This is a genomic window from Bradyrhizobium sp. S3.2.6, assembly GCF_040546885.1.
Classification (GTDB): Bacteria; Pseudomonadota; Alphaproteobacteria; order Rhizobiales; family Xanthobacteraceae; genus Bradyrhizobium; species Bradyrhizobium cytisi.
Genome location: NZ_JBEPOS010000010.1, coordinates 204,970 through 226,433, shown reverse-complemented (window position 1 = coordinate 226,433; position 21,464 = coordinate 204,970). Strand labels below are relative to the sequence as shown.

The following is a 21,464-nucleotide window of genomic DNA, read 5'->3' as shown; positions in this document are numbered from 1 at the left end:
ACGCAGCGCTACGTCACGGCGCGCCGGCGCCAGTCACTGACGGTGAGCCATACGGCCGAGACGAAGAAGTAGAGCGCGCCGACCCCGGCATAACCCGCGACATTCGCGATCGACGGGACCGCGGGCGTCAAGGCCTGTGCGATGAAGAAGCCGCCGGCGAGCGCCGACTGACCGCCGCTGAGCACCATGGCCCATTGCGCGCCAAAACTTTTCCAGCGCCGGATCGCGGTCCCCAACTGGAGCAAGCCGGACAGGATTGCCCAGGCGCCGAAGACGCCGAGCACCCAGTTCATGCCCGTTCGAAGTGCGACGATGACCGCAATGGTGGTCGCCAGGCTGACCACAACGTTCAGAACCTGCGTGCGGTTTTGCGTGAGCCCGCCGCTGCGCAAGGCGTCGACGAAATTGGCGGCCGCGTCCCATGCCGGATAGAGCACGAGCAAGGCGCCGGCGATTGGCGGGGACGACGGCGCGACGGCAAACGCGGCAGCGACCCAGGCGACGGAGAATGCCGCGCGGAGGAAGTAGTATTGCTTGAGCCATTGCTCGCGGTCGGCACGAACGAGATCCATTTGATGATGAGCCACTGCTTTCAGTCCTTTACCTACTAGTTGGTAGTTTCACGCGCAGCAAGATGCCTTCACCCGATGCCTGCGGGCGCGTAGACGTCTTGCCGATGTCTCTCAGTGTTTAGTGGACAGCCGATCCAGCAGCGGAGCGGTAATGACACCGAATATCTTGGGATCGCCATAGGCGCGCGCCGACAGCATCGCACCGTGCATGGTCGCCATGAATCCTTCAGCCTCGACCCGTGCCGTTCCGGACAGCTTGAGCTGCCCCTTCCGCTTGCCGCGCTCCATCACCGATGTCAGCCAGGACGCCAGGAAACGGAAATGCGAGCGGACTTCGAGCGCCACCTCCTCCGGCAGGATCGGAAGCTCGCTGGCCAGCAGCGCACAGACGCAGAAGGGCGCCGTCGCATCAGCGATGCACGCTTCCCAATACCCGACATAGTTTTTGAGCTGCTCGCGCGGATCAGGGATGTTGCGCTCGAGCGCCGCCAATCCCGCCGCGGCCTCTTCGCGATAGCGCGACACCAGGGTGCGAACCAGGTCGACCTTGCTGGCGAAATGGTGGTGGATGCTCGGCTTGCGGATGCCGACGACTTCGGCGACGTCGGCATAGCTGAAGCCATTGTAGCCGCCCGCGATGATCAGCCTGCGGGCACAAGCCAGAATGTCGTCGGCGGTCGAGGAAACGTTGGTCATGGAGAATGACTACCTTCCAGTTGGTAGAGCGTCAAGCGCGGGTGCTTCACTCCCCCGTGAGTGGTAGGAGCCTTGAATGACCATTCGCCCGATCGTCCGCTATCCCGACCGCCGGCTCGCCATGCCCGCCCGCCCCGTCACCGCCTTCGACGACGGCTTGCGCGAGCTTGCAGCCGACCTGCTGGAGACGATGCGCGCCGCGCCCGGCATCGGCATCACGGCGCCGCATATCGGCGTGCCCCTGCGCGTCGTTGTGCTCGAGCTCGACGCCAAAGCGGGCCCGCAGACCTACGTCAATCCCGAGATCGAATGGGCCTCGCCGGAGATGATCCTGCACAGGGAAGGCAGCGTCTCGATGCCCGGCGTCAATGACGAGGTGCAGCGCCACGCGCGCGTGCGGATCAGCTATCACGATCTCGACGGCAACACGCACAGCGAGGAGTCGGATGGCTTGCGCGCCGTCTGCCACCAGCACGAGATCGATCAGCTCGACGGCGTGTTCTGGATCCAGCGGTTGTCGCGGCTCAAGCGGGATCGGCTGGTGAAGAGGTTTGAGAAGATGGCGCGGTCGTAGGGCGAATTAGCGAAGCGTAATCCGCCATCCTTCGGCGCGAGGAAAAGCGGCGGATTACGCTTCGCCAATCCGCCCTACGCTCATGCAATTCCGATCCCCGCCAGGATCAAATCGATGCCGGCGAGAAACTGCGCGCGATCATCGTGATCACGGAGCTGCGTCGCCATCTGCCGTACGAACGGATATCGCGCAGGATCGAGCGCCTCCCACTGCGCCGCGACGGATGCAAGAAAGGCCGATCGATCCGTATCGGGGGCATGAACGCGGGCGTTCGCGGCATTCTGGCCGGCGACGCCGAGGATGTAGTGCACCAGCGCCGATGCGGAATCGAACTGCGCAGCCTTGGGCACGCCGAGCGCCTGCAGTCGTCCGCCGACGCTCTCGATGATCTCCAGCATCGCGGGCCGCCACGGTTCGCGAAACAGCTGCGCGCCGACCCAGGGATGGATATCGATCGCGTCGAACACGCCGAGTGCCACTGCGCGGATCGCCTCGCGCGGCCTCGTGCCGCCGACCAGCTCGGACATGACACGGGCGATGACCTCGTCGGTCGCGGCCGCAAGCAGCTCGCCCTTGTCGGCAACGTGCCAATAGATCGCCCCGCTGCCGGTTGCCAGATGCGCCGCCAGCGCGCGGACGGTCAGCGCGCCCTCGCCGCCGCCGTCGAGGATCTCGATTGCGGCCGCGATGATCCGCTCCCGCGAGAGCGCATCGGTGCGCCGTTCAATCCGGTGAGTCTTCTTCGCCATGTCGTCATCTTGACAGGACTGGAACGACGTTCCATTGACTTTGGTAAAGGACCCGATGGCGCCTCCGGTCACGATTGTCGGTGCAGGCCTCGGCGGCCTCACCCTCGCCCGCGTGCTTCACCTGCATGGCATTCCCGTCACCGTCTACGAGGCCGAGGTATCGGCGATGGCGCGGACGCAAGGCGGGATGCTCGACATCCACGACGACAGCGGGCAGCTCGCGCTGAAGGCGGCTGGCCTGTTCGAGCAATTCCGCGCACTCATCCACGAGGGCGGCCAGGCCTCGCGCGTGCTCGACCAGCACGGCAAGGTGCTGCTCGACGAGGCGGACAACGGCACGGGCGGGCGGCCCGAGGTGCGCCGGGGCGCGCTGAGGCGCATCCTTCTGGACTCCCTGCCCCCAGAGACAATCCGATGGGACAAGAAGCTTGTGAGCGTCGTTCCACGCGGCGGCGGGCGGCATGAGCTGACATTCGCCGACGGCCTTAGTGTGAGCACCGAACTCCTCGTCGGCGCTGACGGTGCGTGGTCGAAGGTGCGGCCGCTGCTGTCGGACGCGACGCCCAACTATGCCGGCACGTCCTTCATCGAAACTTATCTGCACGATGCGGACGCACGGCATCGTGCTGCGGCTGAGGCGGTCGGCGGCGGCGCGCTGTTCGCGCACGCTCCTGGCAAGGGCATCTTCGCGCACCGCGAGCCAGACAGCGCGCTTCATGCCTACATCGCGCTGAACCGTCCCGCCGAATGGTTTACCGCGATCGACTTCACCGATGTCGCCACTGCGACGGCGCGCATCGCAGCCGAATTCGCCGGCTGGGCGCCGGCGCTCACGGCACTGATCACCGACGCCGACACGCCGCCGGTGCTGCGCATGCTCCACACACTTCCCAACGACCATCGCTGGGCGCGCGGGCGTGGAGTGACGCTGCTCGGCGATGCCGCGCATTTGATGCCGCCGGCAGGCGACGGCGCGAACCTCGCGATGCTCGACGGCGCGGAACTGGGCAAGGCCATCGCTGCACACCCCGACGACATCGAAGCGGCGTTGGCGACTTACGAAGCCGCGCTGTTCCCACGCAGCCAGGCGGCCGCTATCGGCGCGCATGAAATCCTGGAGCTCTGCCTCGGCGAACGCGCGCCGTTTGGCCTGGTGGACTTCTTCACCGGGATGCGCGAGAGGATTTCGGAATGATCCATCCTCATGGTATTGCCAACATGCCCCCTGCTCCCGTCATAACTGCAACATGCGCTTGCGGAGCTGTTGAAGTCAGAGCGTTCGGTCATCCGATCGTCAGCGCCGTCTGCTATTGCGACGACTGCGAGAGGGGCGCAGGCAAGATCGAAGCGCTGCCGAATGCACCCGCGGTGCGCGATGGCGACGGCGGAACGGCCTATATGCTTTATCGCAAGGACCGGTTCGAATGCTCCAGGGGAGCCGAACGCCTGAACTCTTACAAGCTCAAGGAGACGTCGCCAACCAACAGGGTGGTCGCGACGTGCTGCAATTCGGCGATGTTCGTGAATTTCGATCGCGGCCCGCACTGGATCTCGGCCTACCGGGCGCGATTCCACGGCGACCTCCCGCCGCTGCAGGCGCGCATCTGCACGAAGTCCAGGCCGGATGGCGTCGTGCCGTCAGACGACGTGCCGAGCTACAAGAGCTATCCGCCAAGCTTCATCGTCAAGCTGCTCGCCTCGCGCATCGCAATGGCGCTGGGGAGATGAGAGCTAAGAACGTAGGGCGGATTAGCGAAGCGTAATCCGCCATCGATCAGCGCGACGTGATGAGATGGCGGATTACGCCTTGCGGCTAATCCGCCCTACGGCAGTGCATTACTTCAGCGGCAGGAAAACGTCCGCGATGGCCTCATGCTCCGGCACCTCCGGGAACAGGCTCAGCCGCTGGCAATAGATCGGGAAGTCGCGTGCTTCCTCGCCGCTGGCGGGAAGCCAGTCGCGATAGAGATAGAGCGCGGCGGGCTCCAGATTGTCGGTGAAGCCGACGACGCGCAGCACCGCGCAGCGTCCACCGGGAATCTCGCCGGCCTTGATCTCTCCGCCATTCGCCTCGATCGGTTGGTCGGTCCCGACGCAAAGGTCGATGCTGTATTCGTCCTGCTGCGCGGGACGCCCCTCGGAGTGCCAGACGTTGAAGGTCGGATTTGTCCTGTGGTGCAGGTAGGCCGCCTTGCGCCACGCGATGAACCGGCGGATCGTGTCACCAAGTGTCTCAGGGCTCCCCCGATGCTCCATGATCGCCACCCTGGTGGGCGGTAGATCGCGGATCGTCACGTCGTTAGTGGTGAAGTTCTTCTGCATGAGCTTGCTCCTGGCGTTGTCGAGAGGCCCGAAGGCCGCAAGCCACGGCTCCCAGTCCGGCGATTTCCGGAACGACGACGGCGATTGCCCGAACCGTTGCCGAAAGGCGCGGGCGAAAGCATCTGGTGCGTCGTAACCGGCATCCATCGCGATGCCGGTGACATCAAGGGCGTCATTGTAGGCCAGCTGATGCGACGCGCGCTTCAGGCGGGCCAGCTGGACATAGCGATGCACTGACAGCCCGAAGGTCGCCGTGAACTGCCGGTGGAAATGGAATTTCGAGAACGCCGCGACAGCGCTTAAGCTGGCCAGGTCCAGATCCGCGTCGAGATGCCGGTCGATATGATCCAGCACCCGCCGCATCCGGGCCTGATAGTTTCGCAGTGCCGGCGTCATCGTCACTCCTCAGTGGCGGCTTGAGTTAGGCCGGGATGGCCGTGATGCGCTCGACCGATCTTGCGGTTTGGGCCGCTCGGCGTCCTCGACGATCTCGCGGATCGGTCGTGACCAGAATCGCAGACCCGGCGGCCTTCAGGATCGCGCTCGAGCCGCGGCAACCAAAATGACCGCGTCGATGACGATCGTCGTCGAGGGCCGCCTCACCGCTTCGACTTGCGGGAATTGTTACGGGACTTGCCGGGCTTGCCCGTCAGGGCGTTCACGGCCGCGATCGACCAATCGACCGGATCGACATCGCCGAACGCCGCCAGCGCCGCGTCGTCCGCCCGCACATCGCGGCCCTTGGCCAGCGCTGTTGCCCGTGTCAACACGGCAGCAAGGCGATCCGGATCGGCCGACCTGAGGGGAATGAGCAGCCCCACGTCCGCTCGCCCGACTTCACAGATGTCGGCCCCCGGCAGCGCACCGATGGCCTCGCCGGATATCTTCTGGAGATCGCGGATGCTGATGTGGGTCATGGTGACTACATGCGCCTATATGTAAAGGGCTGCAAGATTTCACCGCTCTAGCAACGCCGCGGGGGTCAAGTGCACTGTGACCGTACCCCCGCGATCAATCTGGCGACGAGCGCTCCGGCCCGAACTCCCATTGCGAGGCGTAATTCATGACGGGGCGCTCGAACGTAGCGCCCTTGCCCACGAACGCCTTGCCGAGATCGAGCATCGGCTGGAATGTGTCGAGCTGCTTTGCATCCTCCAGGGTGCGCCACAGACTGACATTGACCAGCGAGCTCACCGCCTCATCTTCTCCCGCGTAGAAGTGGATGAGACCGCGCATCGCGCGGATGCCCGGTTCGAGCACGGCAAGCGAGTCCGCCATCATCTTCTTGATTTCGGCGAAGTGCTGCGGCTCGCAGCGGATCACGGACACACGGATGATCGGCATGTTTGCCTCCTTCTCGATCACGCCCAACCGGCGGGTCTCCAAAACCACTTCCGAAAATAATGGGTGGCCGCGTTCTCGTCCAGGTCGCCGAGCTGTAGCTGGAACGGACCAGCAATGGGCCTCGCACGGACGACCGTGCGAACCGCCCGTGCGGCAGCTTCTTGATCGTGAGCTTCTCGATCAGTACTTTGTAGGATGGGTAGAGCAAAGGGAAACCCATCAATCACGCTTCGTAGTCGCGATGGGTTTCGCTACGCTCTACCGATCCTACTCACCTGCGTGACGATCAGGACGGGGCAACCGGCTAAAGGGATCGAGCACAGGCACGCCGAGCGGCTCGAAATGCCTGACGTTGCGCGACAGGATTGTCAGCGCGTATTGGCGTGCAGTGGCAGCAATGATGATATCTGCAAATCCGGGCGCATGCCCCCGCCCGCGAGCCCGATCCGACAGCTCGCCTGCGAGCCGCGCGGTCTGCGTGTCGAATACCAGTATACGGTCACCATAGAGGTGCAGCACGGTGTCAAGCCACTGGTCCAAGTCCTTACTCCTGCGCGTGGCTTTCTCGCGGCGCAGCTTGGCTATTCCATCCTCGATCTCCGCAACCGTCACGACGGACAAGAACAAGGAGGCCGATTGCGCATCGATCCATTCGACCAGCGCCACGGGCGTCGGCCGGTTCGGCGAGACCGCAGATATGACGTTGGTATCGACGAGGTACAAATCTCAGAAATCGGTCTTGCGCAGCTTGGAACGATTGCGCGCCGGCAGATCGCCTGTTCTCACGGGGGCTGCCATGAGTAAGCGTCCGAAGCTCGGGACCTGCGACAGACGCTGCCACTCCTCGTAGCTCAAGACCACCGCCTGCTTCTTGCCGTGACGCGTGATCACGGCAGGCTTACCCTCGATAGCCTCGTCGACGACTGCGGAGAGATTGGCTTTCGCATCACGAAGCTGAATTTCACGCATGGCACACCCATATGACTACAGTAGTTATATACTGAAGTGGCTCAGATTTCAAGAACTCCGCCCCGCCCGTCAGAGGCGACATTCGAACGAAGCAAGGCGTGGATCGCCTATTGCTTGAAGCAATACTCGCGATGCCATTTCAGGAAATGCGGATGCGGGTGATCCGATACCCGCTGCGGCGCAATGGCGTGGCCGGTCCTGTTGACTATCGACCGCACGCCATCCAGATCGTTTGTCTGGCGCGAGATCAAAATTTTCAGATTGTCCGCCAGGCTGATGAGACCGCGGTCAAACATCCAATGCGCGGTGCCAGAAAGGGCGATACCGTTACTAACGATGTCTGGCCCATTCGCCTCAACCGGCCGGATGTGAGCGGCGGCGACTTCCGCACGTCCCATTCCATTGATGAGCTTTAGCCCGGTAATGGCGCAACGCTCATCATAAGCGCGGAGCACGACACGGCGAAAAACGCGATCGCGCAACACTCTAGACACTGTCAGGCTAATACGGTCGCGCTGCTGTTCAAGCCCGAACGGCATCTGCGGCTCATTGAGATCAAGCTGTCGGACGTCTTCATCTCGCCGTGGCAGCAGCGGCGCACTCTCCGCCAAACCAAGTTCGCATATTCTATTGAAATCGTCGGGAGAGATAGGGCGGACCGCCGACTGAGCGCGTCCCGAAATTCGACCCTGCTCATTCAGGACGCCACGCTCCACAGGACCCGTTGGCCCGTTGAAGGAGACCGGATTGGCAAAATCGAGATAGCTTCCAGGTTCAATCAAAGCGAGGTACATTCCTGAAGTACCGGGATCGGAAATGACCTGCTGAACCCGCGCGATCGCAAAGTAGCCGCGCGTCTCGGCAACCTTGCTCGGTTCATAATAGATGATCCAATCGCCGATGCAGGCTTCGACACGGCGGAGATATTGACTGGGAAACTGATATCGTTCAGCCGGGCTATCATCGTAGATCGAGTCCGATCGATGGATGAATACCCCAAATCCCATGATTTTTGCCGCGCCGCCTGTCCGGGAAGTAACGACCTAACTCTGTTGAACCTGGAGAGAAGCCCCTACTCCCACTCGATCGTCCCCGGCGGCTTGCTGGTCACATCATAGACCACCCGGTTCACGCCCTTGACCTCGTTGATGATGCGCGTGGCGGTCTCGCCCAAAAACTTCATGTCGAACTGGTAGAAGTCCGCGGTCATGCCGTCCGTGGAGGTGACGGCGCGCAGACCGACGACGTAGTCGTAGGTGCGGCCGTCGCCCATGACGCCGACGGTCTTGACGGGGAGCAGCACGGCGAAGGCCTGCCAGATGTCATCGTAGAGACCGTGCTTGCGGATCTGGTCGATGTAGACGGCGTCGGCCTTGCGCAGGATGTCGAGCTTGTCGCTTGTGATGTCGCCGGGGCAGCGGATGGCGAGGCCGGGGCCCGGGAACGGGTGGCGGCCGACGAAGATTTCGGAAAGACCAAGCTCGCGCCCTAACTTGCGCACCTCGTCCTTGAACAGCTCGCGCAGGGGCTCGACGAGCTTCATGTTCATGCGCTCGGGCAGACCGCCGACATTGTGGTGCGACTTGATCGTCACCGAGGGACCGCCGGTGAAGGAGACGCTCTCGATCACATCGGGATAGAGCGTGCCTTGTGCCAGGAAGTCCGCGCCGCCGATCTTCTTGGCCTCAGCCTCGAACACCTCGATGAAGAGGCGGCCGATGGTCTTGCGCTTGGTTTCGGGGTCGGTGACGCCTTCGAGCTCGCCCAAAAACTGCTTCGAGGCGTCCACGTGCACGAGCGGGATGTTGTAGTGGTGGCGGAACAAATCGACCACGGTCTTGGCTTCATCGAGGCGCAGCATGCCGTGGTCGACAAACACGCACGTCAGCTGGTCGCCGATGGCTTCGTGGATCAGCACGGCGGCCACGGCCGAATCGACGCCGCCGGAGAGGCCGCAGATCACCTTGCCCTTGCCGACCTGGGCGCGGATCTTTGCGATCTCCTCCTCGCGGAATGCGCGCATGGTCCAGTCGCCGGTGAGGCCGGCGATCTTGCGGACGAAATTGCGGATCAGCTTGGCGCCGTCGGGCGTGTGCACCACTTCGGGGTGGAACATCAGGCCGTAATATTTGCGCGTCTCGTCCTGGATGATCGCGAACGGCGCGTTCGGAGAGGTGCCGGCGACGGAGAAGCCCGGCGGCATTTTTGTGATGCGATCGCCATGGCTCATCCAGACCTGGTTCTTGCCGCCTGGTGACCAGACGTCCTCGAACAGCTTGCTCGGCGCCTTGACCTCGACATCGGCGCGGCCGAATTCGCGGTGATGGCCGCCCTCGACGGTGCCGCCGAGCTGCTCCGCCATGGTCATCTGGCCGTAGCAGATGCCCATCACCGGCACGCCGGAGGCGAAGATCGCTTGCGGCGCGCGGGGCGAGCCGGCCTCATGCACCGACTCCGGGCCGCCGGAGAGAATCACCGCTTTCGGCTTCATCTCCAAAAAGGCCTGCTCGGCCTTGTTGAACGGGACGATCTCGCAATAGACGCCGTCCTCGCGCACGCGACGCGCGATCAGCTGCGTCACCTGGCTGCCGAAGTCGACGATGAGAATCTTGTCGTGCGCCGAGGCCACGGAGGGCGTCGACGCGGAGCGGTCGTTCTGTGCTGCTGTCATGGCAAGCAGATACGCGACCGCGCCCCTCCTCGCAACCGCGTGGGGCTGGGCGCCCACATTCTTCTTTGGGCATGGACAAATGGATATAGGTAAGTATTATTGACCTAATTGCCCCCTCCACTAAACCGGGGCCAATCAGGGAGAAACGCCATGTCACAGCACCATCAGCCATCAACGCTAGCCGCGCTCGGCCGGACCTGGGTCGAGGCCTGGAACACGCGCGATCTCGAGCGCGTGCTCACGCTCTACGACGACGCGGCCGTGATGACGTCGGACCGGATCCCCGCGATGGGATTCGGCGCCAGCGGCACCGTGCGCGGCAAGGACGCGTTGCGCGCCTATTGGGGCAAGGCGCTCGGGCTGCTGCCGGACCTGCACTTTTCACTGATTGACGTGTTCGTCAGCCCTGACAGCGTGGTGGTGTTCTACGAGAACGAGCGGGGCAAGCGGATCTGCGAATACCTGCGGGTGAATGATGCGGGGCTGATCGTGCAGGGATCGGCGAACCATCTACCGGATTGACGTCGCTCCCTCCCCGTCATTGCGAGCGCAGCGAAGCAATCCAGAATCTCTCGGCGGCGACAGTCTGGATTGCTTCGTCGCAAGAGCTCCTCGCAATGACTGAGTTTATTGCTAAGAGCATGCCCCAAGCAACATTGCTCACCTACAGGATCCTCCCATGAAGCTCCCCACCTCGCCCTTCACCGTCACCGACTGGAGCAAGGTCGAGGCCACCACGCATCCCGGTGAAACCGGGCACGTGCTGTGGCGCACGCTCAACATCGGCGATCTCCGGGTGCGGATGGTGGAGTATTCGCCGGGCTATCTGGCCGATCATTGGTGCGACCGCGGCCACGTGCTCTACGTGCTCGCGGGCGAGCTCGACAGCGAGCTCCGCGACGGGCGCAAATTCAGGCTTACGCCGGGGATGAGCTACCAGGTCTCGGACTTTGGCGACGCCGCGCATCGCTCATCGACGGCTGTGGGCGCTACTCTTTTCATCGTGGACTGATGGAACCGAGCGGTGTGCAGCGCAAAATAGCAAAATGCGCAGCGCTCGCTGTGAGCGCGTGCCGCCTTGAAGTTGCCCCAAAAAATCGCTAGATTGTGATGATCGATCCTTGGCCGAACGACTGGGCCGCTCCGTCTCATTTCCAATGGACGAGCACGTTTCAGGTATTTCTCCAAAATCGACCAACCGGGATGATGGGCGCAGCAATGTGCATTTGTCCCCCTGAGTGCATCGTCAATTGAAAGGAAATGACTATGGCAATGGGCACCGTGAAGTGGTTCAACAACCAAAAGGGCTTTGGCTTCATCCAGCCGGATGACGGCCAGAAGGACGTCTTCGTTCACATCAGCGCCGTTGAACGCGCTGGTCTGAGCACCCTCAACGAGGGCCAGAAGGTTTCGTTCGACATCGTTGCGGATCGCCGCAGCGGCAAGTCCTCGGCCGACAACCTCCGCGCCGGCTAGTTGACCGCGCAATTCGCGATCTGACCACGGACGTACCGGCAGATCGTTGAGTTCAGAGACCCCGCGACCGGCCTCCGGTTCGCGGGGTTTTTGTTTGCCCATTCGTCATTCCGGGGCGCCCGCAGGGCGAGCCCGGAATCCATTGATCCGCAGAATGCGCCGCCCGATGGATTCCGGGCTCGCCCTTCGGGCGCCCCGGAATGACGGGGGATAGTTCAGCCTGCCTTCCTCAGCACCGACACGAAGAACCCATCGGTCCCCGTGCGGCGGGGGGTCATCAGCCAGCCTTCGTCCGATTGCAGCGCGGCTTGCGCAAACGCCTCGGCCTTGTCCCAGAGCACGCTCGCGGTCTGCTCCGGCGGCACCACCGCGAGCTCGGGATGGCGGCCGACGAAGGCCCTCACCTGCTCACCGTTCTCCTCAGCCAGCACCGAGCAGGTGATGTAGGCGATGCGGCCGCCCGCCTTCAGCAGCGGTACGGAGCGCTCCAGCACCTCGGCCTGGTCCTTGAGGCGAACCTCCAGCGCGCCCGGTCGCATGCGCCATTTGGCATCGGGGTTGCGGCGCCAGGTTCCGGTTCCCGTGCAGGGCGCGTCGATCACAACGAGATCGGCGGTGCCGCTGATATCGGCCAGCGGATCAGCCTCGCCCTTGGGCGTACGGACATCGGCATTGTGGACGCCGGCGCGCGACAGGCGCTCGTGGATGGGCACTAGCTGGCGTTTGTCGCTGTCGGTCGCGATCAGCCGGCCCTTGCCCTGCATCATCGCGGCGAGCGCCAGCGTCTTGCCGCCGGCACCGGCGCAGAGATCGATCACCTGCTCGCCCGGTTTTGCCGCGGTGAGAAGGGCCGCAAGCTGCGATCCTTCATCCTGCACTTCAACGCCGCCCTTGATGAAATCCTCTTCGGCCTGGATGCCGGGGTTGCGCGCATCGGCCGAAAGCTCGATGCGCAGGCCATTTGGCGACCATTGCGTCGGTTTCGCATGAAGATGAGCAAGCGCCTTCAGCACCTTGTCGCGATTGGATTTTAGCGTGTTGACGCGCAGATCGAGCGGCGCCCGGCTCGCCATCGCGACGGCCTCGGCCGCCCGGTCCTCGCCGAACACTTTGGCCAGATGGGAATCGAGCCAGTCCGGATAATCGCCGGCAATTGCCGCCGGCGCGTCTTTCAGGGAGCGATGGCTGAGCGCCGCCTGCTCGGCCTCGGTCAGCGGCTCAGGCGCGAACCGGCTGCCGTCGAACAGAGCCTCCATGGTTGCGGTGTCCATGTTGCGCTCGAGGCGGAGCATGCCGATCAACCGTGCGCGTGCGGTATCGGAATCCATCAGGAACGCGCTGGAGGCATAGCGGCGCAGCACGTCCCAGACCAGGCCGGCAATGGCGGCGCGGTCGCCGGAACCGGCAAAGCGGTGCGCGGTGCCCCACTCCTTCAGCGCCTTGGCCGCGGGCACGCGGTCGCGTTCGATGGTGTCGATCAGTTCGATGGCTGCGGACAGCCGGGCAGCGGGAGTCATTTGAATCTTTCAAATCAAATCCGACGGTCAACCGTCAGATCAGCAACAGGATTTTCAGTGCGAAGTAGATCCACATCGCCAGCAGCACCAGCACGCCGGCGAGCCAGAGCGACGAGCGCCGGCCGAGATCGTTCGAGCTGACGAACACGCCGGCATGGGCGAAGCGCGTCGCCACGAACACCCAGGACATCAGCACGATGAAGAGATCGGCATGGCGCAGCGGCAGCGCCAGCGCGATCAGGGCGTAGAACAGCACCGGCAGCTCAAACTGGTTGCGGTAGCAATTGGCGATTTGCGTGGCGCCCTTCGGCCAGTTCGGCTCGCCGAGCGCAATGTCGCGGATCTTGGTCTCGCCCGAGACCAGCGCATTCCGGCGCCCGAACACCATGCCGATCAGGAGCGCGAAGGTGAGACCGACCTGCACCAAGACAGGCAACAAGACCATTTGGACGGACATCGGAACTTTCCCGTAAGGCGGCGTGCCGCGGACCGTCATTAGCCGCGACTTCTGGCGCTGACAATCGACGAGTTGAACCGGCGTTCCCGATTCGGCGGCCAACTGCCGATCATTGCAGCGATCTTGGCCCCCTGGAGCCCGGCGAGACACGCCGCCGCTGACACGCCCCGTCGCGCCGCAGGACGCCTACACCATCCGCTATCGCGTGCTTTAAACTTTGTTCGGTCGCGGATTTTGCGCGCGCGTCATCGTTCCGACGTCTGCGCGGGCGAGACTTCGCCCATGTCCGTATTTCGCCTCACCCAGATTTCCGACACGCATCTCGGTCGGCGTTTTCCCGGCCTGATCGCGAACTTTCATCGCGTCAGTGAGCACATCGACGCCGACAGGCCTGATCTCGTCATCAACACCGGCGATGTCTCCTTCGACGGGCCCACTAGTCGCGACGACGTCACGTTTGCGAAGAGCCTGCACGACGCCCTCGCCGTCGACTGTCGCTATCTTCCAGGGAATCACGACATCGGCGACAATCCGACCGCACTCGGGCCCGCACCAAAGCCACCGATCGCGGAAGCGCACCGCCAGCAATTCCGCGACATCATCGGCGAGGACCATTGGTCGTTCGAGGCCGCCGGCTGGCGCTTCATGGGCCTCAACTCGCTGGTGATGAATTCAGGGCTCGCGTTCGAGGCCGAGCAGTTCGACTGGCTGTCCCGGGAAATCGCACGCGTGAATGGCAAGCCGGTCGCGCTGTTCCTGCACAAGCCGGTGTTTCTCCATTTGCCGGACGAGCCTGAAGCCCCAGAGACCTCGATCCGCTACGTGCCGCAGCCGGCGCGCGCGCGGTTGATCGAGATGTTTGCGCATGTCGATCTCCGCCTCATCGCGAGCGGTCACGTGCACCAGCGTCGCGACTTCACGTTCCGCCACACGCGGCACGTCTGGGCGCCGTCGGCCGGCTTCAAGATCAACGATTCACGCCAGGACCGGATCGCGATCAAGGAGACCGGCCTCGTCGAGTACCGCTTCGCGCCTGACAGCTTCGAAGTCCGCCACGTCCGCGCCGCAGGCCAGATCGATGTGGATATCGAAGAGCTGTTCGCCCAGATGGGCGGCGAGCACTAGCACCGCGTCTTACGCGACGCTCTTGAGATCCTGCTGGATCGCAGCGAGCAACGACTGCAGCGCTTGGCTGCTCACCGGCTGAGCGACCCGATCATTCACAGGCACAGACTTGACGGACTCGGCTGCCTTGAGCGGACGCTTGGGGAAGCGCGGCGGAGGCGTCGGCATCGCGGGTTGCGTGAACGCACCCTCATCGTCGGTGTGCACGAACTTGCCATGGATGACGTCGTCGCGACGGCCCATGACATACATGGCCGCCCAATAGCCGGCAGCCAAAAGGATTATGCAGAAAATACCGATCTCTAACATCGCAACACCCAAAATATGCGCGATGATTCAATGCCTTCGCCTTTCCGTCAATGAACCGCCGGTCACACAGGCGGCTTTTGCGGGCTGGTGTGGCCAATCGGTGACTCTTTTTTAACCAACCAGCCCCCTGAAGGGGGCTGGTTGTGCCAAATCAGGCCTTATTCGGCCCGACCCGGACCAGCTGCTTGCCGAAATTGGCGCCCTTCAAGAGCCCGATGAAGGCGGCGGGCGCGCTCTCCAGGCCCTCGGTGACGAACTCCTTGTACTTCACCTTGCCGTCACGGACCCAACCCGACATGTCGCGCAGGAAGTCGCCATGGCGCGAGGCGAAGTCGGAGACGATGAAGCCGCGGAAGGTGAGCCGCTTGGTCAGCGTCGCGCGCATCATCGACGCCGCCCATTTCGGCGGCTTGGCCTCGGTGTCGTTGTAATGCGCGATCAGGCCGCACACCGGCACGCGCGCGAATTGATTGAGCTGCGGGAAGACCGCCTCGAACACCGCGCCGCCGACATTCTCGAAATAGACGTCGATCCCCTTCGGGCAGGCGTCCTTCAGCTTCGCGGCGAGATCAGGATCGCGGTGATCGACGCAGGCATCGAAGCCGAGTTCCTTCACCACGTAGTCGCACTTGTCCTTGCCGCCAGCGATGCCGACCGCGCGTGCTCCCTTGATCTTCGCGATCTGCCCCACGGCCGAGCCGACCGCGCCGGAAGCGCCGGCGACGACGACGGTCTCGCCTTCTTGCGGCTTGCCGATGTCGAGCAGGCCCGTATACGCGGTCATGCCGGGCATGCCGAGCACACCGATCGAGGTCGAGATCGGACCGAGCCTGGGATCGACCTTGATGAGGCCCTTGCCGTTCGAGATCGCGTGCGTCTGCCAGCCCGAACGGATCCTCACGATGTCGCCTGCCGCGAAATCAGGATTGTTGGAGGCCGCGACCTCGCTCACCGCCTCGCCTTCCATCACACCACCGACCGGCACCGGCGCGGCATAGGACGGCCCCTCGCTCATCCGCCCGCGCATATAGGGATCGAGCGACAGCCAGATCGTGCGTAGCAGGACCTCGCCTGCGCCAAGCGTCGGGACGGCAAATTCCTCAAGGCGAAAATCGGATGATTTGGGTTCGCCGACGGGACGTGCGGCGAGAACGATGCGCTTGCCTTGCTGGGATGAGCTTTGGGACATGATGGCTTCCTCCACTTTTCTGTCATTGCGAGCGAAGCGAAGCAATCCAGCCGCGTCAACACAAAAGGACTGGATTGCTTCGTCGCAAGAGCTCCTCGCAATGACGAAGGAGAAAGCAGGGCAGCTAACCCCCGCCCGGATAATTCGGCGCCTCGCGCGTGATGGTCACGTCGTGGACGTGGCTTTCGCGCAGGCCCGCGCCGGTGATGCGCACGAAATTGGCCTTCTCGTGCAGCTCCTTCATGTCCTTTGCGCCGACATAGCCCATTGCAGCACGCAAGCCACCGGCGAGCTGGTGCATGACGTTGCCGACCGGGCCCTTGTAGGGCACCTGGCCCTCGATCCCTTCAGGGACGAGCTTGAGCGCATCCTTGATGTCCTGCTGGAAATAGCGGTCGGCCGACCCGCGCGCCATCGCGCCGACCGAGCCCATGCCGCGATAGGCCTTGTAGGAGCGGCCCTGCCACAAGAACACTTCGCCCGGCGTCTCGTCGGTGCCCGCGAGCAGCGAGCCGACCATCGCGATATCAGCACCGGCAGCGAGCGCCTTGGCGAGATCGCCGGAGAACTTGATGCCGCCATCGGCGATGACGGGGATGTCCGACTTCTTCGCTGCCTCGACCGCATCCATGATCGCGGTGAGCTGGGGCACGCCGACACCGGCGACGATGCGCGTGGTGCAGATCGAGCCCGGGCCGATGCCGACCTTGATGCAGTCCGCGCCGGCATCGATCAGCGCCTGTGCACCTTCGGCGGTTGCGATATTGCCGGCGACGACCTGCACGGAGTTGGACAGACGCTTGATGCGGTTGACGGCGTGCAGCACGTGGCGGGAATGGCCGTGCGCGGTGTCGACCACGACGAGGTCGACGCCGGCATCGATCAGCCGTTCGGTGCGCTCGAAGCCGGTGTCGCCGACGGTGGTGGCGGCGGCGACGCGGAGGCGGCCCTGCGCATCCTTGCAGGCGAGCGGATGGGCGACGGCCTTCTCGATGTCCTTGACCGTGATCAGGCCGACGCAGCGATACTGATCGTCGACGACAAGCAGCTTCTCGATGCGATGGTGATGGAGCATCCGCTTGGCTTCATCCTGGCTGACATTCTCGCGCACCGTGACGAGGTTCTCGTGCGTCATCAGCTCGGAGACTTTTTGCCGGCGGTCGGTGGCAAAACGCACGTCGCGGTTGGTGAGGATGCCGACCAGCTTGCCCGGCGTCGATTTGCCGGCACCGGTAACAACGGGAATGCCGGAGATGCCGTGATCGCTCATCAGCTTGAGCGCATCGTCGAGCGAGGCCTCGGGGCTGATGGTGAGCGGGTTCACCACCATACCCGACTCGTAGCGCTTGACCTGCCGCACCTGGGCGGCCTGGCCTTCGGGATCGAAATTGCGGTGGATGACGCCGAGGCCGCCGGCCTGCGCCATGGCGATCGCCATGCGGGCCTCGGTCACGGTGTCCATTGCGGAGGCCATGATCGGAATGTTGAGCGGAATGGCGCGGGTGACGCGGGAGCGGATGTCGACCTCGCCCGGCATGACGTCAGACAGACCCGGCTTCAACAGCACGTCGTCGAACGTAAAGGCTTCGCGGATGCCCTGAAGTTGCACCGTGGCCATCTGCCAACTCCTTCCTGCGGCCGTGCCGCAAATAAGTATGGATGAGCGCCGCCCTCGGCGTACCTTGCGGCATCGCCGGAGAATCGGAGCCCATCGGTGGGGTTGACGCGGGTCGATAGCACGGCCGCGCGACGAATCAAAGCAAATCGGACCGCTGGCCAGCCATGCACGGGCTTTTTAGGTAAATTCGGCGGGGGCAGCCGGGCGGTGGCCCCACCGTCATTCCGGGCTCGCACCATGGGGCGCCCTGGAACGGCGAAGGAACGGAGCGCAGGATTTAGGTGCTATGCGTTGATGCGCAATGGTCCCGGCCGAGTCGTGGTGATAAGCCGCAAGTCCGCCCTTCCTTCTGATTTCCATTACCAATCCGTCATGGTCGACAAGCAACGCATCATTCCGCTGATCGTGGCCACCGCTCTCTTCATGGAGAACATGGACTCCACGGTGATCGCCACCTCGCTGCCGGCGATCGCGGCCGACATCGGCTCCAGCCCGCTGACTCTGAAGCTCGCGATCACGTCCTACCTCCTGTCGCTCGCGGTGTTCATCCCGGCGAGCGGCTGGACCGCCGATCGATTCGGTGCGCGCATGGTGTTCGCGATCGCCGTCGGCGTGTTCATGGTCGGCTCGGTCGGCTGCGCGCTCTCGACCTCGGTCACCGACTTCGTGATCGCGCGCATCCTCCAGGGCATGGGCGGCGCGATGATGACGCCGGTCGGGCGCCTCGTGCTGCTGCGCTCCGTCGACAAGAGCGCGCTGGTCAATGCGATGGCCTGGGTGACCGTCCCTGCCCTGATCGGTCCCGTGATCGGCCCGCCGCTCGGCGGCTTCATCACCACCTACGCGTCGTGGCACTGGATCTTCCTGATCAACATTCCGATCGGGCTGCTCGGCATCTTCATGGCGCTGAAGTTCATCGATCCCATCAAGAGCGAGAACCGCGAGCCGTTCGATCTCTACGGCATGGTGCTGGCAGGCATCGGGCTTGCCGGCATCGCATTCGGTCTCTCCGTGGCCGGGCTCAACCTGCTGCCCTGGAGCATCGTTGCGGCCCTGATCGCGGGCGGCGCGATCTCGATGACGCTCTACGTCATCCATGCCCGGCGGACGGGATCGCCGGTGCTGGACTTTTCGCTTCTGAACCTGCCGACACTGCGCGCGGCCGTGCTCGGCGGTTTCCTGTTCCGGCTCGGCATCGGCGCCTTGCCCTTCCTGCTGCCGCTGTTGATGCAGATCGGCTTCGGCCTGTCGCCATTCCATTCCGGCCTCGTCACCTTCGGCTCCTCGCTCGGCGCGATGGGCATGAAGACGCTGGCCGCGCGGATCATCCGCACCTTCGGCTTCCGCAACCTGATGACGGTGAACGCCATCATCAGCGCATTTTTCCTCGCCGTCTGCGCGCTGTTCACGGTGACGACGCCGCTGCTGATCATCCTGGTGATCCTGGTGGTCGGCGGCTTCTTCCGCTCGCTCGAGTTCACCGCCATCAACACGGTGGCCTATGCCGACGTCGAGAGTGCGCAGATGAGCCGCGCCACGACGCTGGTCAGCGTCAACCAGCAGCTCGCGATCTCCGCCGGCGTCGCGGTCGGTGCCGCCTCGGTCGAGACCACGATGTGGCTCAGCCATGTCAGCGAGCTCAACGCCACCATGTTCTCGCCGGCCTTCGTCGTGGTGGCGCTGACCTCGGCGGCGTCGAGCTGGTTCTTCTGGCAGATGCCCGCCGACGCCGGCCACGAGATCTCCGGCCGCAAGGCGGTGGAGATCGCAAGCCGCAAGGGCGCAGCCAAGAGCGCGGCAACCGCCGCCGTCAAGGTGGCGACGGAAGACACGCAGGACATGCGGGATCAGCGGCTGGGGTAGTTGCTAATCTCGTCATTGCGAGCGAAGCGAAGCAATCCAGAATCTTTCCGCGGAAGGCTTCTGGATTGCTTCGTCGCTTCGCTCCTCGCAATGACGGAATTTGTGGTTACGCCTTCGCCCCACCGCGAAATCCTGTCGCGAGCACGTAGCGCTCCGAGGAATCCTGCCGGCTCGCGGCCGGCTTGACGTGACGCACTGTGGCAAAATCGCGCTTGAGCTGGGCGAGCAGATCGGCGTCGGCGCCGCTCTGGAACGTTTTTGCCAGAAACGAGCCGCCGGGCTTGAGCACGTCGCAGGCAAACGCCGCCGCGGTCTCGATCAGGCCGACGATGCGGAGTTGGTCGGTCTTGCGGTGACCGGTGGTGTTGGCGGCCATGTCGGACATCACGACGTCGGCGCCGCCGCCGAGCATGGCGTTGAGCTTCGCCGGCGCGTCGTCGTCCATGAAGTCGAGCTGCGCGAAGTCGACGCCGGCAATCTCGGGCATGTCCAGCAGATCGATCGCGACGACCTTGCCCTTGCCGTCGATCGAGCCGACGCGCTTGGCGGCGATCTGGCTCCAGCCGCCGGGGGCCGCGCCGAGATCGACCACGGCCATGCCTGATTTCAGCAGGCGATATTTGTCGTCGATCTCGAGCAGCTTGAACGCGGCGCGCGAGCGATAGCCCAAAGCCTTGGCCTTGACGACATAGGGATCGTTGAGCTGCCGCTCCAGCCAGAGTTTTGATGACAATTTGCGCTTGCCGCCGGTCTTGACCTGGACGTGCAAGCGGCCGGTGGTGTCTTTCGCCATCTCACCAGCTCCCGAGCGCGCCGTCCTCGCGCATCATCTCGACCAGCATGCCCTCGCGCAGGCCGCGGTCGGCGACGCGCAGGCGCGGCAGCGGGAAAGCGCGGCGGATCGCATCGAGGATGGCGCAGCCGGCCAGCACCAGATCGGCGCGCTCGATACTGATGCAGCTGTTGTTCGCGCGCTCCTCATAGCTCATGCCGAGCAGCTTGTTGATGGTCGCGGTGATATCGGTGTCCTTCATCCAGATGCTGTCGATGCGGCGGCGGTCGTAGCGCGCGAGATTGAGATGGATACCGGCGAGCGTGGTCACGGTGCCCGACGTGCCGAGCAGATGCATGTCGGCGAGATCGCGGCCATGCGCTTGCGCGAACGGCGCGACATGGTTGGCGACCTCCTGCTCCATCGCGGCGTAGATCTCCGGCGTAACGTCGCGGCCGCCGAACTGCTCGGCCAGCGTCACCACGCCCAGCGGGATCGACATCCAGGCCTTGATGCGCGGCTCCGGATTTTGCGGGTCGCGCTCGATCCGCACCAGCTCGGTCGAACCGCCGCCGATATCGAACAGGATGGCGCCGCGCCCCCTCGGATCAACCAGCGGCGAGCAGCCGAGCATGGCGAGTGAGGCTTCCGTCTCGCGGTCGATCACCTCGAGGTCGATGCCGGTCTCGGCTGCGACGCGGCTGCGAAAGCCCTCGGCATTCGAGGCCGCGCGGCAGGCTTCGGTCGCGATCAGCCGCAGCCGCTTGGCTTTGCGCAGGTTGATCTTGTCCCGGCAGATGCTGAGCGCGGCGATGGCGCGATCGATCGCGGCCTCGCTGATCGAGCCGGTCGCCGAGACGCCCTCGCCGAGCCGGATGATGCGCGAGAAGGAATCGACCACGCGAAAGCCGTCGTGGGTCGGACAGGCAATCAGGAGCCTGCAATTGTTGGTGCCGAGGTCCAGCGCCGCGTAGACGCCGGTTCCCGGCGCTTGTGCGGCGACGGCCGGTCCGGTGGCCAAGGCCACCGCCGCCATCGACCCCTCGAGCTCACCGTGCGGCACATGGCCGTCGCGGAGCCGCGTGTGGTCATTCATACAAACTGTCTTTCCGCGGCCAATGGGCCGATCTGGAATTGCTTTTTCGCCTGAAACATTAGCAGCGCGGCAGGCCTGCGCAACAACGCATCACATGGGACCATGTCCATTCGTGCGTTGTCGTGACCGGGGTCGTGGGTTATTT

The 21,464-nt window shown here is 64.0% G+C and carries 25 protein-coding genes; 8 read left to right on the top strand and 17 right to left on the bottom strand.

Annotated elements, in window-relative coordinates; genetic code table 11:
* Window positions 1–8 precede the first annotated feature (8 nt).
* Window positions 9–587 carry a DUF308 domain-containing protein gene (locus ABID58_RS19950; RefSeq protein ID WP_354034065.1) on the bottom strand — a complete coding sequence of 193 codons (579 nt, stop codon included), beginning with the start codon at window positions 585–587 and terminating at the stop codon, window positions 9–11.
* Window positions 588–683: 96 nt separating this feature from the next.
* Window positions 684–1,268 carry a TetR/AcrR family transcriptional regulator gene (locus ABID58_RS19945; RefSeq protein ID WP_354034064.1) on the bottom strand — a complete coding sequence of 195 codons (585 nt, stop codon included), beginning with the start codon at window positions 1,266–1,268 and terminating at the stop codon, window positions 684–686.
* Between the two features lie 76 nt (window positions 1,269–1,344).
* On the opposite strand from ABID58_RS19945, the gene ABID58_RS19940 reads away from it, so the two are divergent.
* Window positions 1,345–1,842 (top strand): peptide deformylase, encoded by a 498-nt coding sequence (locus tag ABID58_RS19940; RefSeq protein ID WP_354034063.1) that lies wholly within the window; start codon window positions 1,345–1,347, stop codon window positions 1,840–1,842.
* Window positions 1,843–1,922: 80 nt separating this feature from the next.
* On the opposite strand, the gene ABID58_RS19935 is transcribed toward ABID58_RS19940, so the two are convergent.
* A complete protein-coding gene (locus ABID58_RS19935; protein ID WP_354034062.1) occupies window positions 1,923–2,591 on the bottom strand; it encodes a TetR/AcrR family transcriptional regulator in 669 nt (222 codons plus the stop codon).
* Between the two features lie 55 nt (window positions 2,592–2,646).
* Between ABID58_RS19935 and ABID58_RS19930 the strand changes: the two genes are divergently transcribed.
* Entirely contained in the window at window positions 2,647–3,786 is a 1,140-nt protein-coding gene (locus tag ABID58_RS19930; RefSeq protein ID WP_354034060.1) for an FAD-dependent oxidoreductase, read from the top strand.
* Window positions 3,783–4,319 carry a GFA family protein gene (locus ABID58_RS19925; protein ID WP_354034059.1) on the top strand — a complete coding sequence of 179 codons (537 nt, stop codon included), beginning with the start codon at window positions 3,783–3,785 and terminating at the stop codon, window positions 4,317–4,319. Before ABID58_RS19930 ends, ABID58_RS19925 begins: the two co-directional genes overlap by 4 nt.
* Before the next feature lie 108 nt (window positions 4,320–4,427).
* Here ABID58_RS19925 and ABID58_RS19920 read toward each other — a convergent pair whose 3' ends face one another.
* From ABID58_RS19920 to guaA, 7 genes are all read right to left on the bottom strand, one after another.
* Entirely contained in the window at window positions 4,428–5,309 is an 882-nt protein-coding gene (locus ABID58_RS19920; RefSeq protein WP_354034058.1) for an AraC family transcriptional regulator, read from the bottom strand.
* 203 nt (window positions 5,310–5,512) lie between these two features.
* A complete protein-coding gene (locus ABID58_RS19915; protein WP_354034057.1) occupies window positions 5,513–5,830 on the bottom strand; it encodes a hypothetical protein in 318 nt (105 codons plus the stop codon).
* Between the two features lie 94 nt (window positions 5,831–5,924).
* Window positions 5,925–6,257: a hypothetical protein gene (locus ABID58_RS19910; protein ID WP_148754215.1), complete on the bottom strand. Its 333-nt coding sequence runs from the start codon at window positions 6,255–6,257 to the stop codon at window positions 5,925–5,927.
* Window positions 6,258–6,524: 267 nt separating this feature from the next.
* The gene (locus ABID58_RS19905) at window positions 6,525–6,980 is read right to left on the bottom strand and encodes a type II toxin-antitoxin system VapC family toxin (RefSeq protein WP_354034056.1); all 456 of its coding nucleotides are present in this window, start codon (window positions 6,978–6,980) and stop codon (window positions 6,525–6,527) included.
* Between the two features lie 3 nt (window positions 6,981–6,983).
* Window positions 6,984–7,226, bottom strand: coding sequence for a type II toxin-antitoxin system Phd/YefM family antitoxin (locus tag ABID58_RS19900; RefSeq protein WP_354034054.1), 243 nt, complete (start codon window positions 7,224–7,226; stop codon window positions 6,984–6,986).
* 107 nt (window positions 7,227–7,333) lie between these two features.
* Window positions 7,334–8,233: an HNH endonuclease gene (locus tag ABID58_RS19895; RefSeq protein WP_354034053.1), complete on the bottom strand. Its 900-nt coding sequence runs from the start codon at window positions 8,231–8,233 to the stop codon at window positions 7,334–7,336.
* A gap of 65 nt (window positions 8,234–8,298) precedes the next feature.
* A complete protein-coding gene (gene guaA / locus ABID58_RS19890) occupies window positions 8,299–9,897 on the bottom strand; it encodes a glutamine-hydrolyzing GMP synthase (protein WP_187435203.1) in 1,599 nt (532 codons plus the stop codon).
* A gap of 150 nt (window positions 9,898–10,047) precedes the next feature.
* Between guaA and ABID58_RS19885 the strand changes: the two genes are divergently transcribed.
* From ABID58_RS19885 to ABID58_RS19875, 3 genes are all read left to right on the top strand, one after another.
* Window positions 10,048–10,419, top strand: a complete 372-nt coding sequence (locus ABID58_RS19885; RefSeq protein WP_148754210.1) for a nuclear transport factor 2 family protein — start codon at window positions 10,048–10,050, stop codon at window positions 10,417–10,419.
* A gap of 157 nt (window positions 10,420–10,576) precedes the next feature.
* The gene (locus ABID58_RS19880; RefSeq protein WP_354034052.1) at window positions 10,577–10,909 is read left to right on the top strand and encodes a DHCW motif cupin fold protein; all 333 of its coding nucleotides are present in this window, start codon (window positions 10,577–10,579) and stop codon (window positions 10,907–10,909) included.
* 254 nt (window positions 10,910–11,163) lie between these two features.
* Entirely contained in the window at window positions 11,164–11,373 is a 210-nt protein-coding gene (locus ABID58_RS19875) for a cold-shock protein (RefSeq protein WP_148749473.1), read from the top strand.
* Between the two features lie 215 nt (window positions 11,374–11,588).
* On the opposite strand, the gene ABID58_RS19870 is transcribed toward ABID58_RS19875, so the two are convergent.
* Together ABID58_RS19870 and ABID58_RS19865 are read right to left on the bottom strand one after the other, a co-directional pair.
* Entirely contained in the window at window positions 11,589–12,890 is a 1,302-nt protein-coding gene (locus ABID58_RS19870; protein WP_354034050.1) for an RsmB/NOP family class I SAM-dependent RNA methyltransferase, read from the bottom strand.
* Between the two features lie 34 nt (window positions 12,891–12,924).
* On the bottom strand, window positions 12,925–13,347 hold the full coding sequence (locus ABID58_RS19865) for an MAPEG family protein (protein ID WP_354034049.1): 423 nt from the start codon (window positions 13,345–13,347) through the stop codon (window positions 12,925–12,927).
* 282 nt (window positions 13,348–13,629) lie between these two features.
* Here ABID58_RS19865 and ABID58_RS19860 point away from each other — a divergent pair, with 282 nt between their 5' ends.
* On the top strand, window positions 13,630–14,472 hold the full coding sequence (locus ABID58_RS19860; RefSeq protein ID WP_354034047.1) for a metallophosphoesterase family protein: 843 nt from the start codon (window positions 13,630–13,632) through the stop codon (window positions 14,470–14,472).
* 9 nt (window positions 14,473–14,481) lie between these two features.
* On the opposite strand, the gene ABID58_RS19855 is transcribed toward ABID58_RS19860, so the two are convergent.
* The 3 genes from ABID58_RS19855 to guaB form a co-directional block, all read right to left on the bottom strand.
* The gene (locus tag ABID58_RS19855) at window positions 14,482–14,781 is read right to left on the bottom strand and encodes a hypothetical protein (protein WP_354034046.1); all 300 of its coding nucleotides are present in this window, start codon (window positions 14,779–14,781) and stop codon (window positions 14,482–14,484) included.
* 151 nt (window positions 14,782–14,932) lie between these two features.
* Window positions 14,933–15,970 (bottom strand): NADPH-dependent curcumin/dihydrocurcumin reductase, encoded by a 1,038-nt coding sequence (gene curA / locus ABID58_RS19850; protein WP_354034044.1) that lies wholly within the window; start codon window positions 15,968–15,970, stop codon window positions 14,933–14,935.
* Window positions 15,971–16,094: 124 nt separating this feature from the next.
* A complete protein-coding gene (gene guaB / locus ABID58_RS19845; RefSeq protein ID WP_354034042.1) occupies window positions 16,095–17,588 on the bottom strand; it encodes an IMP dehydrogenase in 1,494 nt (497 codons plus the stop codon).
* A 372-nt stretch (window positions 17,589–17,960) separates the two neighbouring features.
* On the opposite strand from guaB, the gene ABID58_RS19840 reads away from it, so the two are divergent.
* Window positions 17,961–19,451 carry an MFS transporter gene (locus tag ABID58_RS19840; RefSeq protein WP_354034041.1) on the top strand — a complete coding sequence of 497 codons (1,491 nt, stop codon included), beginning with the start codon at window positions 17,961–17,963 and terminating at the stop codon, window positions 19,449–19,451.
* 106 nt (window positions 19,452–19,557) lie between these two features.
* Here ABID58_RS19840 and ABID58_RS19835 read toward each other — a convergent pair whose 3' ends face one another.
* Window positions 19,558–20,244 carry an RlmE family RNA methyltransferase gene (locus ABID58_RS19835; protein WP_354034039.1) on the bottom strand — a complete coding sequence of 229 codons (687 nt, stop codon included), beginning with the start codon at window positions 20,242–20,244 and terminating at the stop codon, window positions 19,558–19,560.
* Between the two features lies 1 nt (window position 20,245).
* A complete protein-coding gene (locus tag ABID58_RS19830; RefSeq protein ID WP_354034038.1) occupies window positions 20,246–21,319 on the bottom strand; it encodes a Ppx/GppA phosphatase family protein in 1,074 nt (357 codons plus the stop codon).
* Window positions 21,320–21,464: the final 145 nt, after the last annotated feature.

Bases quoted from the DNA above. Each gene is read 5' to 3' on its own strand.
- ABID58_RS19835 (WP_354034039.1), bottom strand. From the start codon at position 20,244: ATGGCGAAAGACACCACCGGCCGCTTGCACGTCCAGGTCAAGACCGGC.
- ABID58_RS19925 (WP_354034059.1), top strand. From the start codon at position 3,783: ATGATCCATCCTCATGGTATTGCCAACATGCCCCCTGCTCCCGTCATA.
- guaA (WP_187435203.1), bottom strand. From the start codon at position 9,897: ATGACAGCAGCACAGAACGACCGCTCCGCGTCGACGCCCTCCGTGGCC.
- ABID58_RS19935 (WP_354034062.1), bottom strand. From the start codon at position 2,591: ATGGCGAAGAAGACTCACCGGATTGAACGGCGCACCGATGCGCTCTCG.
- ABID58_RS19910 (WP_148754215.1), bottom strand. From the start codon at position 6,257: ATGCCGATCATCCGTGTGTCCGTGATCCGCTGCGAGCCGCAGCACTTC.
- ABID58_RS19930 (WP_354034060.1), top strand. From the start codon at position 2,647: ATGGCGCCTCCGGTCACGATTGTCGGTGCAGGCCTCGGCGGCCTCACC.
- ABID58_RS19830 (WP_354034038.1), bottom strand. From the start codon at position 21,319: ATGAATGACCACACGCGGCTCCGCGACGGCCATGTGCCGCACGGTGAG.
- ABID58_RS19915 (WP_354034057.1), bottom strand. From the start codon at position 5,830: ATGACCCACATCAGCATCCGCGATCTCCAGAAGATATCCGGCGAGGCC.
- ABID58_RS19870 (WP_354034050.1), bottom strand. From the start codon at position 12,890: ATGACTCCCGCTGCCCGGCTGTCCGCAGCCATCGAACTGATCGACACC.
- ABID58_RS19885 (WP_148754210.1), top strand. From the start codon at position 10,048: ATGTCACAGCACCATCAGCCATCAACGCTAGCCGCGCTCGGCCGGACC.
- ABID58_RS19875 (WP_148749473.1), top strand. From the start codon at position 11,164: ATGGCAATGGGCACCGTGAAGTGGTTCAACAACCAAAAGGGCTTTGGC.
- ABID58_RS19900 (WP_354034054.1), bottom strand. From the start codon at position 7,226: ATGCGTGAAATTCAGCTTCGTGATGCGAAAGCCAATCTCTCCGCAGTC.
- ABID58_RS19865 (WP_354034049.1), bottom strand. From the start codon at position 13,347: ATGTCCGTCCAAATGGTCTTGTTGCCTGTCTTGGTGCAGGTCGGTCTC.
- ABID58_RS19920 (WP_354034058.1), bottom strand. From the start codon at position 5,309: ATGACGCCGGCACTGCGAAACTATCAGGCCCGGATGCGGCGGGTGCTG.
- curA (WP_354034044.1), bottom strand. From the start codon at position 15,970: ATGTCCCAAAGCTCATCCCAGCAAGGCAAGCGCATCGTTCTCGCCGCA.
- ABID58_RS19895 (WP_354034053.1), bottom strand. From the start codon at position 8,233: ATGGGATTTGGGGTATTCATCCATCGATCGGACTCGATCTACGATGAT.
- ABID58_RS19840 (WP_354034041.1), top strand. From the start codon at position 17,961: ATGGTCGACAAGCAACGCATCATTCCGCTGATCGTGGCCACCGCTCTC.
- ABID58_RS19940 (WP_354034063.1), top strand. From the start codon at position 1,345: ATGACCATTCGCCCGATCGTCCGCTATCCCGACCGCCGGCTCGCCATG.
- ABID58_RS19860 (WP_354034047.1), top strand. From the start codon at position 13,630: ATGTCCGTATTTCGCCTCACCCAGATTTCCGACACGCATCTCGGTCGG.
- ABID58_RS19880 (WP_354034052.1), top strand. From the start codon at position 10,577: ATGAAGCTCCCCACCTCGCCCTTCACCGTCACCGACTGGAGCAAGGTC.
- guaB (WP_354034042.1), bottom strand. From the start codon at position 17,588: ATGGCCACGGTGCAACTTCAGGGCATCCGCGAAGCCTTTACGTTCGAC.
- ABID58_RS19945 (WP_354034064.1), bottom strand. From the start codon at position 1,268: ATGACCAACGTTTCCTCGACCGCCGACGACATTCTGGCTTGTGCCCGC.
- ABID58_RS19855 (WP_354034046.1), bottom strand. From the start codon at position 14,781: ATGTTAGAGATCGGTATTTTCTGCATAATCCTTTTGGCTGCCGGCTAT.